Source organism: Streptomyces sp. NPDC005863, from assembly GCF_042871345.1.
Classification (GTDB): Bacteria; Actinomycetota; Actinomycetes; order Streptomycetales; family Streptomycetaceae; genus Streptomyces.
Window position 1 is genome coordinate 1,381,190 of record NZ_JBIAII010000002.1, and the last position, 15,296, is coordinate 1,396,485.

Consider the following 15,296-nt stretch of genomic DNA (forward strand, 5'->3'; position numbering starts at 1 on the left):
GAGCCGGGAGCCGGGAGCCGGGAGCCGGGAGCCGGGAGCCGGGAGCCGGGAGCCGGGAGCCGGGAGCCGGGAGCCGGGAGCCGGGAGCCGGGAGCCGGGAGCCCACGTTCGGTCTGTCGGCGGAGTGGCTCCTCGCGGACGGCAAACCGTTCATGGACGGCCTCGTCCTGTCGCACCCGGAGCAGCTGGAGCGACTGTCGCGCGTGTGCCCCGAGGCGGTCGACGTCTCCGTACTGGCCGGCGACCCCTGCTTCGACCGCATGCTCGCCGCGCGCCCCTACCGCGACCGCTTCCGGCGCGCCCTGGGCGTACGGCGAGGCCAGCGACTCGTCGTCCTGAACTCCACCTGGAACCCCGAGGGATTCTTCGGCAACGGCCGTGACGACGACAGCGGCGACAGCGGCGACAGCGGCGACAGCGGCGACAGCGGCGACAGCGGCGACAGCGGCGACAGCGGCGACCATGACGACCTCTTCCCCAGCCTCCTCCCCCGCCTCACCGCCGAGTTGCCGGCCGACGACTACCGGCTGGCCGTCGTCCTGCACCCGAACATCTGGTACGGGCACGGCCCCGGCCAGGTCCGCGCCTGGCTGGACCGGGCCCGCCGCGCCGGGCTGACCCTGATCGATCCCGCCCACGCGTGGCGGCAGGCCCTGCTGGCGGCCGACGCGGTGATCGGCGACTTCGGTGCCGTCTCCTACTACGCGGCCGCCCTGGGCCTCCCCGTATCCCTGGCCGCCACCGGCGAGCAGCGTCTTGACCCCGAGACGCCGCTCGCCGCGTTCGTCCGGGACGCACCACGCATCGATCCGCACGGCCCGTTGCGCGCACAGGTGGAACAGCTCTTCGCCGGACACGGTCGAACCCCCGCCCCCACCTCTCCCGCCGACCCGGCCGAGTTCGTCACCTCGGCCCCCGGCTCCTCGGCAGCGCTCCTGCGCCGCCACTTCTACGCGCTGATGGACCTCCCCGAGCCGGCCTCCCCCGCCCTGCTGGAACCGCTGCCCCTCCCCCCGTACGACCCGCCCCGCCGGACCGCTCCCCTCCGTGTGCTCACGCGGGTCGACGGCGTGGACGTCGTGATCGAGCGGTCCACCGAACTCGCCTACGAAGCGGACGGCGACGTACACCTCGCCGTGCACGAGGAGACCCGGGACCCGGGCACCCTGGAGTCGGCCGACGTGATCGTGGGCGACGGTGCCCCGGACGACCCGCGTCTCGGCGGGCCGGAGCTGTGGACGGCCGAGGTGCTGCAGCGGCACGCGCACTGCTCGGTCGCCGCGTACGTCGGCGGCCCTGACGTCTGCACCGTGCGCAGCCGGGAGCACGGCCTGTTCCGCCTGTCCGCGGGGCCGGGCGCGGACGCCGATCCGGCGGCGTACGCGTCGTCGCTGTACGCGTGGCTGACGGCGGGCGGCAGCGTGCCACCGGGCGGCGTCACGCTCCGCGTGCACGTGGCGGGCGGCACCCACCCGGTGACCGTGGACCCCTTGCCGGCCCCGTCCGACGGGGGTCCCGGACCCCTCCGAGGGGATGCCTAACGCGCCCCCTCGCAGCGCTGCCGCAATCCCGCGAGATAGTGCAGGTGTGGAGTGGCCGCCGGGGTGAGCAGGGACTCCGCCTCGGCGATCCTCGTCAGCGCCTCGGTGCGCTCGCCCGACTCGGCGAGCGTCTCGGCCAGATCCGTGAGCGCGCGGGCCTGGTTGTAACCCTCGCCCCGCTCCTTGAAGAACTCCGCCGCGGACTCCAGCAGACGCCGCGCCTCCGCCGTCCGTCCCATGCCCCGCAGCGCCCGCCCTTGATGGCGTTCGGCCAGCGCGAGGGCGCGCGGCACGTCCTCCGCGCCCTCCTGGCCGGCGTCGATCCGACGGTAGATGCGTTCGGCCTCGACGAACCTCTCGTACGCGGGCTCGAACTGCCACGCGTAGAGGTTCAGCAGGCCCTGCAGTTCGACGGAGGACGCCTCGCCGCGCAGGTGGCCCGCCGCGCGCTCGCTCTCGACGGCGGCCTGCGCCGAACGGCCTGCCTCGTCCCACCGCTTGAGCTCGCCCAGGCAGTGGCCGAGTTGGAAGTGGAGGCCCGCCGCGGTGCGGGAGCGCGGCTCGTGCTCGTCGGCGCACCGTGCCGCCGTACGCAGCGCGGGCAGCACCTCGTCCCAGTGGCCCGCCTTCAGCTGCAGCGGCCACAGGGCGCGGGCCAGCCGCAGTGCGGTCGTGACGTGCTGGTGCTCCTCCGCGAGGGACACCGCGCGGACCAGGTTGCCCACCTCGGCCGCCAGCGCCGCGACACCCTCCGCCTCACCCCGGTACGGGGATCCGGCGGGCGGCGCCGGCTCGGTGCGCCAGCTCTGGGGCAGCGCCGCGTGGGCCGCGTGCAGGGCACGGTTCAGGAGGGCGTCCAGTACGCGGGCCACCGCGGCGGAGCACTCGGGAATGCCGTACTCCGGGGCCGCTGTGTCCGCCAAGTACCGCCCCACCTCGGGGCGGAAGCGGTAACGGCCGTCGGACAGGGGCTCGACGAGCTGGAGGTCGGCGGCCGCCTGGAGCATGCGGTCCGCCTCATCGGGCGGTACGTCGGCCGCCGCGGCGGCAAGGTGTGCGTCGACGGAAGGCCAGCCGCCCAGCGCCGTCAGCCGGACGAGCCGAGCAGCCGTCGGACCGAGCCGGTCGCAGGCCTGCCGGGCCGCGTGGCGCACCGGGTCCGCTCCCGAATCCCCGGCCCGCAGCGCCGCCTCGACCTCTTCCGTCTCCTGCGCCGCCCGCGCCTCCCGCGCTTCCTCGGCCAGCAGGCCCAGGGCCTCGGTCTTCAGCGCGAAGGCGTTGCCCGCGCAGTGTTCCAACAGCCGGGGCATGCGCGTCCTGGCGCGCGCGAGGCCGTCCCGTCCTGCCACCCTCCGCAGCATCTGCACGGCGTAACGGTCGGTCAGGGCGGGGACGAGTACGCGTTCGGCCTCCAGGGCGAAGGGCCGGCCGGACACGACCACCAGCAGGAAGACGTCGGGCGTGGCCGGGACGAGGTGGCGGACCTGGGCCACGGACGACGCGTGGTCGACGACGACCAGGGCCCGGCGGCCCGCGGTGAGCCGCCGGTAGAGCTCCTCGCGGCCCGAGGCGGTGGGCGGTGTCCGGTCGGGGGTGACGCCCATCTGCCGGAGCAGGAACAGCAGTACGGTGGCGGGTTCCGGGCCGTGTCCACCCGGGGCGTCCCGCAGGTCGACGTAGAACTGGCCGTCGGGGAAGCGGGCGTGCAGCTCGGCGCCCAGGCGCAGGGCCACCGCGGTGGTGCCGATCCCGGGTGCGCCGTGGAGCAGGGCGACGCGCGGCCGGCCGGCGGAGGGGCGGGTGGCCTCCCTCTTCAACTGCCGCAGGACCTGCTGACGGTTGGTGAAGTTCCGTGTGGCGGGCGGCAGTCCGCGGGCCGGGGCCAGGGTCGGGCTCTGGTCGGGGGTGCTGCGGACGAGCAGGGCCCACTCCTCCGCCCGCCGGGGGTCGTCGCCCAGCCGCGCGTGCACCTGGCCGGCCAGCGCCTGCCACCCTTCGGGCCCCGTCGGCTGCGGAGCCTCCCGCCCCATGGTCCTGCGCGCCAACGCTCCGGTGGAGAGCAGCATTTGTTTGCCCATCTCGCCCGCGGCGCCGTTGCCCGCGGCGGTGAGAAACGCGGTCAGCGCACTCAGCGCCACCACTTCCAGCACGTCGGCCCCTCCCCTGGTCCCCTGGTCATCGTTCCGACTTCGCCGGACTGTACCGCCGCGGGTGAGGACCACGGAAACATTTGAGTCGGCGTCAAATCGGGTGGGGGGCCGGGGGGAGCGGGTGTGTGCGTGGGCGCGGGGATTCGTTGGTGGCCGGACGGTCGCCCTTGGCCTCGATGGCGCGCGGCGTCACCGACGCGCCCCCATCCGTGGGCGGCGACGCACCCCCACCCCCGTGGGCGACGCACCCTCACCCGTGGATCGGCGGGCGGAATCCTCCCGCCGCCGAGCTCACGCCGCTTCGTCGCGACGGGTCTCCGTCGCCGGTTTCCGGCGGCCCAAACGTTCCTGCGAGGAGCCCAAACGTTCCTGCGAGGAGACGAGGCGCAGGTGGCGTCGATGGCGGCCGGAAGGCGGTGATCCCTCTCCGTTCAACCGGTCCTCGACCCGGTCCATCCCGATCAGCAGCAGTCCCATGACCGGCAACAACAACAGCGCGACAACTAACATCTGCGGCGACCTCCCCGCGGCGTCCCTGTTCGGCTGCCCCGCTCGACCGCCTTCACGGGCCCCGACATGTGAAGGTCCCGCAACGTCTCGACCCCCGCCCCACCGGGCCCGGCCACCGCGCCTGCCCTTCCTGACGTCAACTCCCCGTCAACGGCGCCCCCTTGACATCACCCCGGGCCAAGGTTTCATCGCCGCCCGCGCGGACATGTGGTCCTCACCGCTGGTCGGCGCGGTCCATCCGTCACCGACAAGCGACCCCCGCGACACAAACAGCACACGCAGCACCCGCACCACACGCAACACACGAGAGACGCGACGCACACACCGCACGAGACACGGATGCCGCTCGCGACGGAGAGGATCAGAGCGATGACCGACAGCCTCCAGGACGCCGGGACCCCGAACCGGGGCGTCTCCCCCGCCGACCTCGTCGGGTACGAGGTGGAAGCGAGCGACGGCTCGATCGGAGAAGTGGACCCCACCTCCGAGGAGGTGGCGCCCGACCACCTCGTCGTCGACACGGGCGGCGCGCTGCTGAGCAAGAAGGTCCTGCTCCCCCTCTGGGCCGTCGCGCACGTCGACCACGGCAACCGGACCCTGCACGTGCCCCGTACGAAGGAGCACGTCAAGGCCGCGCCCCGCTTCGACAGGGACCTGCGCGTCACCGACCCCAGCTACCGGGCACAGATCGACCGGCACTACCTCGACGAGACCGGCGACCACCTCGACGAGCCCGCCAGCTGACGCGCCGAGGTCGGAGTCGGGGGCGGGGTTGGGGGCGGGGTTGGGGCCGATCACCTCCGATCATCCAAACCCCGGGCGGCGAATGCCTCCCTTTTTGGCCGATCACCCAAGCATCAGCAAGGCATCTATGCGTTGCGGTGCCGCAGATGCAAGATGGATGTCGTCGTTCGGGGTGCGGATGCCGCCGCCCCGGCCAGACCCGAAAGACGAGGTCCCCCCATGGTCATGCGCACCCACGACGGCACCATCGCGGCCTGCGGCGCCAGAACCGTCGGCGACGCGGGCGCCGGTCACGGGCCGGCCGGGCCGGGTTCCGGCGCCCGGCGCCGCCCCGATGAGCGCATCGCGCACATCATCGCGCAGGCCCTCGGGGACGCGCGCAGCGTCCTCAACGTCGGCGCGGGCACGGGCTCGTACGAGAACGCGGCGCACACGATCACCGCGGTCGAGCCCTCACCGGCCATGCGCGCCCGCCGCCCCGCCCGACTCGCCACCGCCATCGACGCCGTGGCCGAGGATCTCCCCTTCGCCGACGGGCAGTTCGACGCGGCGATGACCCTCTTCAGCGTCCACCAGTGGGCCGACGTCGAGGCCGGGCTGCGCGAGATGCGCCGTGTGACGCGCGGCCCGGTCGCCGTACTGACCTGTGACCCCGCGCGCGTGCGCGACTTCTGGCTCTACGAGTACGCACCGGACGTCCTGGAGACCGAGGCCCGCCACCACCCGCCCCTGGACCGGCTCACGGCCGCGCTCGGCGGCGACGTCACCGTTCAGCCGGTCCCGATCCCACTGGACTGCACGGACGACTTCAACGAGGCCTACTACGGGCGCCCCGAACTCCTCCTCGACCCCGCCGCCCGCCGGGCCTGCTCCGCCTGGAGCTTCATCGACGACCGGGCCCGCCAGGACTTCGACTCCTCCCTGCGCCGGGCCCTCGGCTCGGGCGCGTGGGACGAGGCCTTCGGCCACCTCCGCGGCCGCGCGGCCTATGAGGGTTCACTGGTCCTGCTGTGCGCCACTCCGTGAACGCCCGCCCCATGAGGCAGGTGCTCATGGGGCGGGCGCGGGGCGGTAGTTGACCGTCAGCGCTCGTCGCGGCCGGCGTCGGTGTCGGACACGGTCGAGTTCGAGTGGACCGGTCTCGGGTGTTCGGGAGGATGCGCGGCGGTGCTGTCGTGGCCGTCCACGAGCCACGCGCCGACCAGCAGGCCCACGACGAGCAGGACCAGGTGCCGGTTCCTCTTCCACCACGAGGGCGAGTTGGGCTTGGAAAGAACGTATTCAACACGCACGGGCTTCGACACGGTGTTCCTCCTTCACTTGTCGATGGGGCATGGTTGGCAGGTCAAGGGAGCGCGAATAGACGGGAGTTGGCGGGGGCGAACTCACGCCCCGGAGCGTGAATCCCCGTAACCGCCTGCACTCAAGTGTGGAATACGAGCGGCCCCGGATTCCACCGGATTACCCGCCCGGGGCCGCCTTCCCTGCCTACGCTCCCCTCCATGGAGTCCATGGAGCACTCGCCGCACCACCCCGACCCCGCCGCGTCCCACGACGGAACCGTCCCCGGAAATCCACTGCGGCAGCTCTCCCTGGAGCAGTTGCGGGAGCGTACGAGCATGAAGTGGCGGGCCTATCCGGCCGACGTCCTGCCGCTGTGGGTGGCGGAGATGGACGTGCCGCTCGCCGAGCCGGTGGCGCGGGCGATCCGGGAGGCGGTGGAGCGTGGGGACACGGGGTATCCGGCGGGGACCGGTTACGCCGAGGCGTTCGCGGAGTTCGCCGCGCGGCGCTGGGGCTGGGACGGTCTGGCCGTCGCCCGCACGGCGATCGTCCCCGATGTGATGCTCGGCGTCATGGAGATGCTGAAGCTGGTCTCCGGGCCCGGTGACCCCGTGGTGGTCAACTGCCCGGTGTATCCGCCGTTCTACCAGTTCGTACGCAGCAACAGCCGGCCGGTCGTCGAGGCGCCCCTCAACGTGGAGGGCCGGATCGACTTCCCCGGCCTGAAGGATGCCTTCGGTGCGGCCGTCGCCCGTGGCGGACAGCCGGTGTACCTGCTCTGCAGCCCGCACAACCCCACCGGCACGGTGCACACCGCCGCCGAACTCGCCGAAGTCGCCCGGCTGGCAAGGCAGTTCGGCGTCCGGGTCGTGGTCGACGAGATCCACGCCCCGATCGTGGCCGAGGGCACCCGGTTCACCCCGTATCTGAGCGTGCCGGGCGCCGAGGACGGCCTGTCGCTCCTGTCCGCGTCGAAGGCCTGGAATCTGGCCGGCCTCAAGGCGGCCATCGCCGTCGCGGGACCGGCGTCCGCGGACGATCTGGCCAGCCTCCCCGAGGAGGTCGGCCACGGCCCCAGCCACCTCGGCATCATCGCCCACACCGCGGCCCTGCGGGAGGGTGGCGCCTGGCTCGACGCGCTCCTGGCCGGAGTGGACGAGAACCGTCGCCTGCTGGGCGAACTGCTGCGCGAGCACCTGCCCGCCGTACGACACCGCCCCGGCCAGGGCACCTATCTGGCCTGGCTGGACTGCCGCGGACTCGGCCTCGGCGACGACCCGTCGGCCACCTTCCTGGATCGGGGCCGGGTGGCCCTGAGCCCCGGCCCCGACTTCGGCACCGGGGGCGCGGGCTTCGTCCGCCTGAACCTGGCCACCTCCCCGGAGCTCCTCACGGAGGCCGTCCAGCGCATGGCATCGGCCGCCCGGACGCGGCACCCCTGAACCGTGGGCCTCACTGCGGCCACGCCTGTCACGACTGCGGCCACGCCCCCGTCACAACTGGGGCCACTCCCCTCACTCGCCCGAAACGCGCCCCGCGGCCACCACCGTGCGCACCTTCCTCAACGCCTCCAGGTCCGCCAGCGGGTCGCCGTCGACGAGGAGCAGGTCGGCGCTGAGGCCGGGGGCGATGCGGCCGGTGACGTCGGCCAGGCCGAGGGTGCGGGCGGCGCGGTGGGTGGCCATGGCGAGGATGCGGGCGTTCGGGATACCGATGTGGGCGTAGAAGGAGAGCGCGCCGGGCAAGCCGTCGAAGCCGGTGCGCTGGACGCCCGCGTCCGTGCCGAGGACGAGGTTCGCCCCTGCGTCGGCCATCTGCCGGATCTGGTCGAACATCGTGGCCGCGCGTTCCTCGCCGAACACCTGCGGCAGCATCCGCCAGTGCGGCGAGACGGTGAGGCCGACCGCGATGTCCTCGTCCACGATGCGCCGCAGGACGTCGGCGCGGAGGTCGAAGCCGCTCTCCGTCATCCACGTGCAGTGCTCCAGGGTCTGCACCCCTGCCCGGACCGCCTCGGTGATCGCGTCCGCGCCGTGCGCGTGCGCGGCTACCGGGAGCCCGGCGGCGTGCGCCTCGTCGACCAGGGCATGCAACTCCTCGCGGGAGAACTGGCTCTGCCAACTGCGCGGGCCGTCCTTCGTCAGGCCTCCCCCGCTGGTCATGACCTTGATGACGGCGGCGCCCGCGTCGGCGTTGCGCCGCACCAGATCGCGCACCTGCTTCTCGCCGGCGACCTCGCCACCGAGGAAGTGGCAGTGTCCGCCGGGCGGGGTCGCCGGGGTGCCGGCCGCGAGGACGCGCGGTCCTGCCAGTCGTCCGTCCGCGGTCTCGGCGGCGACCCGGAAGGCGAGGCCGTTGCGGTCGCCGAGGTCACGGGCCGTCGTCACCCCGGCCCGCAGCAACTCCTGGGCGCGGCCGCGCATCTGGCCGAGCAGGACCTCGTCGGTGTCGCGCAACCCGGCGACCGGGTCGGTGGAGCCGTCGAAGATCAGGTGAACGTGAGAGTCGATGAGGCCCGGCATGAGGGTGCCGGTGTGGGCGATGTGTCTGACGCCCGGCTCCGCCACACGACGGATCTCGTCGTGCGTGCCGACGGCGGCGATCTTCCCGCCGTCGATGAGCACGGCCCCGTTCTCCACGCACGCACCCATGTCCCAGCCCGAGCCGGTCTCCGTGGCCGCGCCTGCGTCCGTGCCCGTGTTCGTACCCGTACCTGTCAGGACTCGGTCCGCGGTGATCAGCATCCGCTCATTCTCCCCGCCGGGGCAGGGAGGTAACCGGCAACCGCGGTCCGGGCCGTCGGCGTCATGGAGCACCGGCATGGAGCACCGGCCTCGATGGTCTAAGATCAATCTTGCCTCCTCGCGCCGGGCTTCCGGCCAGGGGACCGGCGTTGGTCGTCCAAGGAAAGACGCCCCGCTTCCTGCGGGGAAATGCAGGTGCAAGGCCTGCCCAGCGCTCCACACGAGCCCTGGACTCCGTACGCGGAGTCCAGGGCTTCTTGTCTTCCCGCGCACGTCCGGGTGCACGTCGCGGCGAGCGCGTCACGCCACCCCGTGCCGCGGGTCAAACAGGGGAACACGGACAAGAGAACCAGGGAACAAGGCAACAAGAGGTGGCAGCCCCGCCGCCGACCTGCACGAAGGAGCAGCCTCCATGGACAGTCCGACGCCCCCCGTGCACGGTGTCCCCCTCCAACTCCCGCACGGCCGCGGGCCGGGCTCCTCCCCTGCGGACGGGGCCGACGCCACCCCCGACTCCCCGTCGACCTGGGCCCTGCGGCGTACCGCGCTGCGCCGCACCCCCGTCGCGATGTGGGACGACGACGTGTCGGACTGGGCGGCGGCCCTGACGTACTACGCGATACTCGCCCTCCTCCCGGCCATGCTCGTCAGCGTCAGCCTCATCAGCCTGGTCAGCCCCGGCACCACCCAGGCGCTCATCGCCGAGGTCACCGACTGGGCGCCCGCGGAGTCGGGACGTTCCCTGCACTCGGCGCTCAGCGAGATGGCCGACGCGCGCTCCGCGGCCCTCACCGTCGTGATCGCCGGAGGGGTCAGCGCGCTGTGGTCCGCCTCCAGTTACGCGGCCGTGTTCCGGCGCGCGCTGCACGCCATGCATGGCGTCGAGGACACCCGGCCCGTCTGGCGCAAGGGCCACCGCGTGCTGATGACCGCGGTGTCGCTGCTCGCGCTGCTGGTCGCCAGCGCGCTGCTCCTCGTCGTCAGCGGGTCCTTCGCCGAGAGCGTGGGGCAGCGCATCGGCCTCGGTGACGCGGGGCAGACCGCCTGGGCCGTCCTGAGGTGGCCGGCCCTGGTCTGTCTCGTGCTGCTGCTCGTCCTCGTCCTGTTCCGGAACGCGCCGCCCGAGGCCCGCGACTGGCACCACATCCTGCCCGGCGGGCTCCTCGCCGCAGTGCTCTGGCTGCTCTCCTCCGGACTGTTCACGCTGTACGCCTCCTGGTTCGGCACCTACGGCAAGCTGTACGGCTCCCTCGCCGGTGTCGTCGTCTTCCTCGTCTGGTTGTGGGTGTCCAATCTGGCGCTGCTCGCCGGGGCGCAGTTCACGGTGGAGATGGACCGCGCGCGAGCCGCCGTGCGGTAAGGCCTCGCCGCGCGGTGGGGCGTACCGCACGCATCAGGTCGGCCCGCTCGGGTAACCGGAGCAAGAACCGGACCCTAGAGGCACGGAGTACGGAGTCGGCATGGGCACATCCCTGGAAGCACTGCTCGATCAGGTGCAGGAGCGCGGAGACTTCACCAGTCGTCAGGAGGCGGCGGGGGCCGTCGAGAACGTCCTGGCCATACTGGGCGCCCATCTGGTGGGCGACGACCGCACCGACCTCGCCCGTCTCCTCCCCGAACAGTGCGGTCCTGTGCTGGCCGAGGCCGAGCCCGCCAGCGAGCCGCTCACCCCCTTGGAGTTCGTCGACGCCGTGGCCGCGCGGACCGGCGACGACCCGGCCGAAGCACGCCGCGCCGTCACCGCCGTACTCGGCACGCTCGCGAGGACCGCGGACGACGCGCTGCTGCGCCGCATCCTCACCCAGCTCCCGCCCGGGCACGCCGGCCTGTTCGGCCGCACCGAACCGACGTGAACCGGCCCGGCGGCCCACCGGCGGTCATCGGACGACGCCGCCATCGACCGGCCGATGGGCATGGCCCTTCCTGGAGGCACTGATGGCACGAATACGTCGCTCCAAGTCCGCGCGTCCCACGACGACGCGCCCCTATAGCTATAAGGGGGGCTCCGGGACGGGGCGTACCAAAACCACCGGCGAGCGGCTCGACCGGACCGCTCCCCCGCGGGCCGCGCCCCTGTCACCGCTGGCCCGGGCGGCGACCATGCTGGTGGCGTTCGCCGGCATGGTCGCGTTCGGCGTGGTGCTCGCCCGGCTGACGCTGGAGCCCTCTGCGGCCTCCGAGGCGCTGACCCACAGCAACTTCACCCCCGGTGACTCCATCGGCGACTATCTCTCGGAGCCCGCGTTCCGTGACACGGTCAAGCAGCTCGGCGGGAACATCCTGTTGGGCGTGCCGTTCGGGCTTCTGCTGCCCGTGGTTCTGCCGCGCACCCGTGGCCTCATCCGGGTGGGCCTCGCCACCGCGGTGACCATGGTGCTCGTCGAGCTGGCCCAGGGCGCGTTCGTGACCGGGCGCACCTTCGACATCGACGACGTCATCCTCAACACGGCGGGGGCCCTGCTCGGCTATCTCTTCCTGGGTCGGCGCCTCGGCCGTGCGGTCCACCCTCGTCGGCATCACTGGTGGCACCGCTTCACCCGGCGCGACACCGCAGGTGTCTGACCCCTCATCCGATGCCCTCCTCATCCGGTCGGCTCCACGGCCGGGCAGCTCGCTCCGCGGGCCGGGACCTTCGCCTCGATCAGGTAGTCGTCGACCGTCCGCTGGGCGCAGGGGCTGCTGCTGTAGGTGCCGTGGCCCCAGCCCTCGTAGGTGTGCAGGACGGCGTGGCGGCCCAGTTGGCGGGCGACGGAGGTGGCCCAGCTGTAACCGGCCGCCGGGTCGTGGATCGAGTTGGTCAGGAGCAGGGGGCGGGTGTTCCGCACCTTCAGGCGGTGTTGCGGGTTGTCGGGCTGCGGTGCGCCGAGGCAGGCCGAGACGGACATCAGGGCCCGGGGGTATCGCATGTCCGGCGCCGTCCTGGCGACGCGGCGCAACTCCCGTGCGTAATCCTGGTAGTCGCGCACCGGGAGCCGCCAGTCCTGGCAGAAGATCTCGAACGGGTTGCTCCCCAGGCTGGGTTCGGCTCCCGTGCTCGCGGGCTTGCTCGGTCCCGTGCTCGCCGCCGCGCTCGGTCCCGTGTCCCCGGCCGTCCGCGTACCCTTGCTGCCGCTTCCGTCCTCGCTCAGGCCGTGCAGGAACTCCGCGAGCCTCCGCCACTCAGGGTCGTACAGCCGCTTCATCACCAGGACGTTGAGGTCGAACGGCGCCAGTGTCGTGCCGCCCTCCGACAGGTCTCCGCGCTCGGCTCCGGCCAGAAGGTCGGTCCAGAGTGCCCGTACGTCCGAGCCGTGCAGTGCGCAGTCCTCGGACCGGTCGCACCACGCCACGAACTCGTCGAAGGAGTCCTGCAGCGTCGCGGCCTGGGTGGTGAGGAACTCGCGCGTGCCCAGGCTGTGGTCGACCACCGCCTCCAGGACCAGGGCACGGATCCGCTCCGGGTACTGCTCCGCGTACTGCTCGCCGAGCAGCGTGCCGTACGAACTGCCGTGGAAGGTCAGGGTCCGCTCGCCGAGGGCCGCTCTGATCGCGTCGAGGTCCTTGACCATGCTGAGGGTGTCCGCGTGGTCGAAGAGGCCGTGTGCGGTGTTCTTCCGGCAGTCCGCGCGCAGCTCGCGGTTGTACCTCACCGTGGCGTCGAAGGCGGCCTGGTCCTTGATGACCGTCGGCGGGCGGCGGTCCAGGAGCCGCTGCGAGCAGCGGACCGGGTTGCTCAGGCCCACCCCGCGCGGGTCGAAGCTGACGATGTCGAAGCGGCTGCGGAGTCTGTCGCTGAACCGGGCCATGTTGCCCTTGCCCACAATCCGCTCCACGCCCGAGTCCCCGGGTCCGCCGGGGCCGAACACCATGGAGCCGACCCGCGCGCCGGGGTCGGTGGCCGTGCGCCGGGCCAGTTGGAGATCGAACCGTTCCCCGCCCGGCTCCGCCCAGTTCACCGGCACCGACAGCGCGCCGCACTCCGCCGACGCGTCCTGCTCGCACGGCCGCCACGCGATGCGTGAGCCCGCACCCGCGGGCGGCCCCGGCACCGGCCCCACGCCCACCTGGTCTGCGGAGCCCACCTCGCCCACCTCGCCCACCGAGGCGGCGGGAGCCACCGAAGCCGCCGGCACCGCACCCACCGAGCCCGTATCGCCCACCGAACCCGCCGCCCCCGCGGCCCCCGCACCCCCAATGCCCACCGCGCCGACCATCACGGCGAACACCGCGCCCCAGACCAGAGACAGCCGTCCGCCACGTAACAGCCGCCGCCCTCGTCCCCGGCCGTGCTCCCGCACGTAACCGCACCCCTCACTCCCCGCGTGACGCTCCACCACGGTGACCGCTCCCTCGCCTCGTCCGGTCTCGATCTTCGCCCGCCGCGGACGCCGACCGATATCCGGCAAGACCCTGGAATGCCCCGTAGGGGTCTGACCCCAACCGCCCCTAAGGAACCACTGGTTCCCCCCACAAAATGGCCGCCGTCAGACCTTCAGCTCCCCGCTCAGCGCCCCATGCATCTTGGCGCTGTGTTCGTTCAGGCCGATGATCTCGACCGTCTTCCCGCGCTGCGCGTACTTGCCGGTGATCGTGTCGAGCGCCGCGACCGAGGACGCGTCCCAGATGTGCGCCGAGGTCAGGTCGATGACGACCTTGTCGGGGTCGCCCGGGTAGTCGAAGCGGTGGACGAGATCGTTGGAGGAGGCGAAGAAGAGCGCGCCGGTGACCGCGTACACGACCTGCGTGCCGTCGGGGTCGACGACCGCCGTGACGTCGGCGAGGTAAGCCACGCGGCGGGCGAAGACGACCATCGCGGTGACCGTGCCGACGACGACGCCGATCGCGAGGTTGTGCGTGGCGACCACGACCGCGACGGTGATCACCATGACCGCGATCTCCCCGGCGGGCAGCCGCTTCAGGGTCTTCGGGGCGATGGAGTGCCAGTCGAAGGTCGCGAAGGACACCATCACCATCACGGCGACCAGGGCGGCCATCGGGATGTCCGAGACCACCGGGCCGAAGACGATGCAGAGCACCATAAGGAAGGAGCCCGCCAGGAACGTCGAAAGGCGGGTGCGGGCGCCGGACACCCGTACGTTGATCATCGTCTGGCCGATCATGGCGCAGCCGCCCATGCCGCCGAAGAAGCCGGTGACGATGTTGGCGACGCCCTGCCCGATGGACTCGCGGGTCTTGGAGGAGCGGGTGTCGGTGATGTCGTCGACGAGCTTCGCCGTCATCAGCGACTCCATCAGGCCGACCAGCGCCATCGCGAGGGCGTAGGGGGCGATGGTGGTGAGCGTGTCGAGGGTGAAGGGCACGTCGGGCAGGCCCGGGACCGGCAGCGAGGACGGCAGGTCGCCCTTGTCGCCGACGGTCGGGACCGCGATCCCGGCGGCGAGCGTAATGGCGGTCAGGACGACGATGGAGACGAGCGGCGCCGGGACCACCTTCGTGATCTTCGGGAAGAAGACCATGAGCGCGAGGCCGCCGATGATCAGCGGATAGACGGGCCAGGGCACGTCGTGCATCTCGGGGACCTGCGCCATGAAGATCAGGATGGCCAGCGCGTTGACGAAGCCGACCATCACGCTGCGCGGGACGAACCGCATCAGCTTCGCGACGCCCAGCGCGCCGAGGACGATCTGGAAGACGCCGGCCAGGATCACCGCGGCGACCAGGTAGCCCAGGCCGTGCTCGCGGTTGAGCGGGGCGATGACCAGGGCGACGGCGCCGGTCGCGGCGGAGATCATGGCGCGGCGGCCGCCGACGATCGAGATCGTCACGGCCATCGTGAACGACGCGAAGAGGCCGATCGCGGGATCGACGCCGGCGATGATCGAGAACGAGATCGCCTCGGGGATCAGCGCGAGCGCGACGACCAGGCCGCCGAGGATCTCGGTGCGCCAGACCCTCGGGTCGTTCAGCCAGTCGGGGCGCAACGCGCGCAACCGCGCGGCCGGGGACGGTACGGAGGAGGACAAGAGAAGCGGAACCTGTCGTGCTCGGGCACGGCACCAGCGGCGGCGCCTGGAAACGGTGTCGCCGGGGGACGTGCGGAACAGTGCGGAAGACCGGGCGGAAATCCGCGGGGCCCGCTGCGGCGGGCGGAAGACCAGCGGCGGCGCGGCCCGCGAACGGGCGGGCTCGCCACACAGCAGCAGAAGATCACGAGGCGGGATGTCACGAGGCCGGATACCCCACGGACATGCCGAAGCGGAGGATCACGGCGGGCAGGCGGCGGCGCTCGGCGTCGGGGGCATGCGCACGCTCACTCCTGCGGGCGTCGGTCCTCGCCGGACACGGCCGGGAAGAGTACGGAGGCGGGGGCGGCGGCGACCCCG

13 protein-coding genes are annotated in these 15,296 nt (G+C 72.6%); 7 read left to right on the plus strand and 6 right to left on the minus strand.

Going from position 1 to position 15,296, the window contains the following annotated elements; genetic code table 11:
* Positions 1-1,541, plus strand: a 1,541-nt coding sequence (locus ACFYO9_RS12175) for a hypothetical protein (RefSeq protein WP_388666165.1), incomplete at its 5' end; no start/stop codon positions are given.
* Here ACFYO9_RS12175 and ACFYO9_RS12180 read toward each other — a convergent pair.
* Both ACFYO9_RS12180 and ACFYO9_RS12185 read right to left on the minus strand, forming a co-directional pair.
* Entirely contained in the window at positions 1,538-3,691 is a 2,154-nt protein-coding gene (locus ACFYO9_RS12180) for an ATP-binding protein (protein ID WP_358773416.1), read from the minus strand. The two genes, ACFYO9_RS12175 and ACFYO9_RS12180, sit on opposite strands and share 4 nt — an antisense overlap.
* 291 nt (positions 3,692-3,982) lie before the next feature.
* Entirely contained in the window at positions 3,983-4,201 is a 219-nt protein-coding gene (locus tag ACFYO9_RS12185) for a hypothetical protein (protein ID WP_355805484.1), read from the minus strand.
* Between the two features lie 369 nt (positions 4,202-4,570).
* Between ACFYO9_RS12185 and ACFYO9_RS12190 the strand changes: the two genes are divergently transcribed.
* A complete protein-coding gene (locus ACFYO9_RS12190) occupies positions 4,571-4,945 on the plus strand; it encodes a PRC-barrel domain-containing protein (RefSeq protein ID WP_355805481.1) in 375 nt (124 codons plus the stop codon).
* Positions 4,946-5,164: 219 nt separating this feature from the next.
* Entirely contained in the window at positions 5,165-5,971 is an 807-nt protein-coding gene (locus ACFYO9_RS12195; protein WP_358773413.1) for a class I SAM-dependent methyltransferase, read from the plus strand.
* 56 nt (positions 5,972-6,027) lie between these two features.
* Here the strand turns inward: ACFYO9_RS12195 and ACFYO9_RS12200 are convergent, their stop codons facing one another.
* On the minus strand, positions 6,028-6,249 hold the full coding sequence (locus ACFYO9_RS12200) for a hypothetical protein (protein ID WP_358773411.1): 222 nt from the start codon (positions 6,247-6,249) through the stop codon (positions 6,028-6,030).
* A 207-nt stretch (positions 6,250-6,456) separates the two neighbouring features.
* On the opposite strand from ACFYO9_RS12200, the gene ACFYO9_RS12205 reads away from it, so the two are divergent.
* A complete protein-coding gene (locus tag ACFYO9_RS12205; protein ID WP_358773809.1) occupies positions 6,457-7,671 on the plus strand; it encodes a MalY/PatB family protein in 1,215 nt (404 codons plus the stop codon).
* A 72-nt stretch (positions 7,672-7,743) separates the two neighbouring features.
* Here the strand turns inward: ACFYO9_RS12205 and ACFYO9_RS12210 are convergent, their stop codons facing one another.
* Positions 7,744-8,973 carry an amidohydrolase family protein gene (locus ACFYO9_RS12210; RefSeq protein WP_358773410.1) on the minus strand — a complete coding sequence of 410 codons (1,230 nt, stop codon included), beginning with the start codon at positions 8,971-8,973 and terminating at the stop codon, positions 7,744-7,746.
* Between the two features lie 412 nt (positions 8,974-9,385).
* Here ACFYO9_RS12210 and ACFYO9_RS12215 point away from each other — a divergent pair, with 412 nt between their 5' ends.
* The 3 genes from ACFYO9_RS12215 (at position 9,386) to ACFYO9_RS12225 (ending at position 11,535) form a co-directional block, all read left to right on the plus strand.
* Positions 9,386-10,333: a YihY/virulence factor BrkB family protein gene (locus tag ACFYO9_RS12215; RefSeq protein ID WP_358773408.1), complete on the plus strand. Its 948-nt coding sequence runs from the start codon at positions 9,386-9,388 to the stop codon at positions 10,331-10,333.
* A gap of 100 nt (positions 10,334-10,433) precedes the next feature.
* A complete protein-coding gene (locus ACFYO9_RS12220) occupies positions 10,434-10,826 on the plus strand; it encodes a DUF2267 domain-containing protein (protein WP_355805466.1) in 393 nt (130 codons plus the stop codon).
* A gap of 82 nt (positions 10,827-10,908) precedes the next feature.
* Entirely contained in the window at positions 10,909-11,535 is a 627-nt protein-coding gene (locus ACFYO9_RS12225) for a VanZ family protein (RefSeq protein WP_358773407.1), read from the plus strand.
* A gap of 20 nt (positions 11,536-11,555) precedes the next feature.
* On the opposite strand, the gene ACFYO9_RS12230 is transcribed toward ACFYO9_RS12225, so the two are convergent.
* Both ACFYO9_RS12230 and ACFYO9_RS12235 read right to left on the minus strand, forming a co-directional pair.
* Positions 11,556-13,289: an alpha/beta hydrolase gene (locus ACFYO9_RS12230; RefSeq protein WP_358773405.1), complete on the minus strand. Its 1,734-nt coding sequence runs from the start codon at positions 13,287-13,289 to the stop codon at positions 11,556-11,558.
* Between the two features lie 147 nt (positions 13,290-13,436).
* On the minus strand, positions 13,437-14,936 hold the full coding sequence (locus ACFYO9_RS12235) for a SulP family inorganic anion transporter (protein ID WP_358773403.1): 1,500 nt from the start codon (positions 14,934-14,936) through the stop codon (positions 13,437-13,439).
* Between the last annotated feature and the right edge of the window lie 360 nt (positions 14,937-15,296).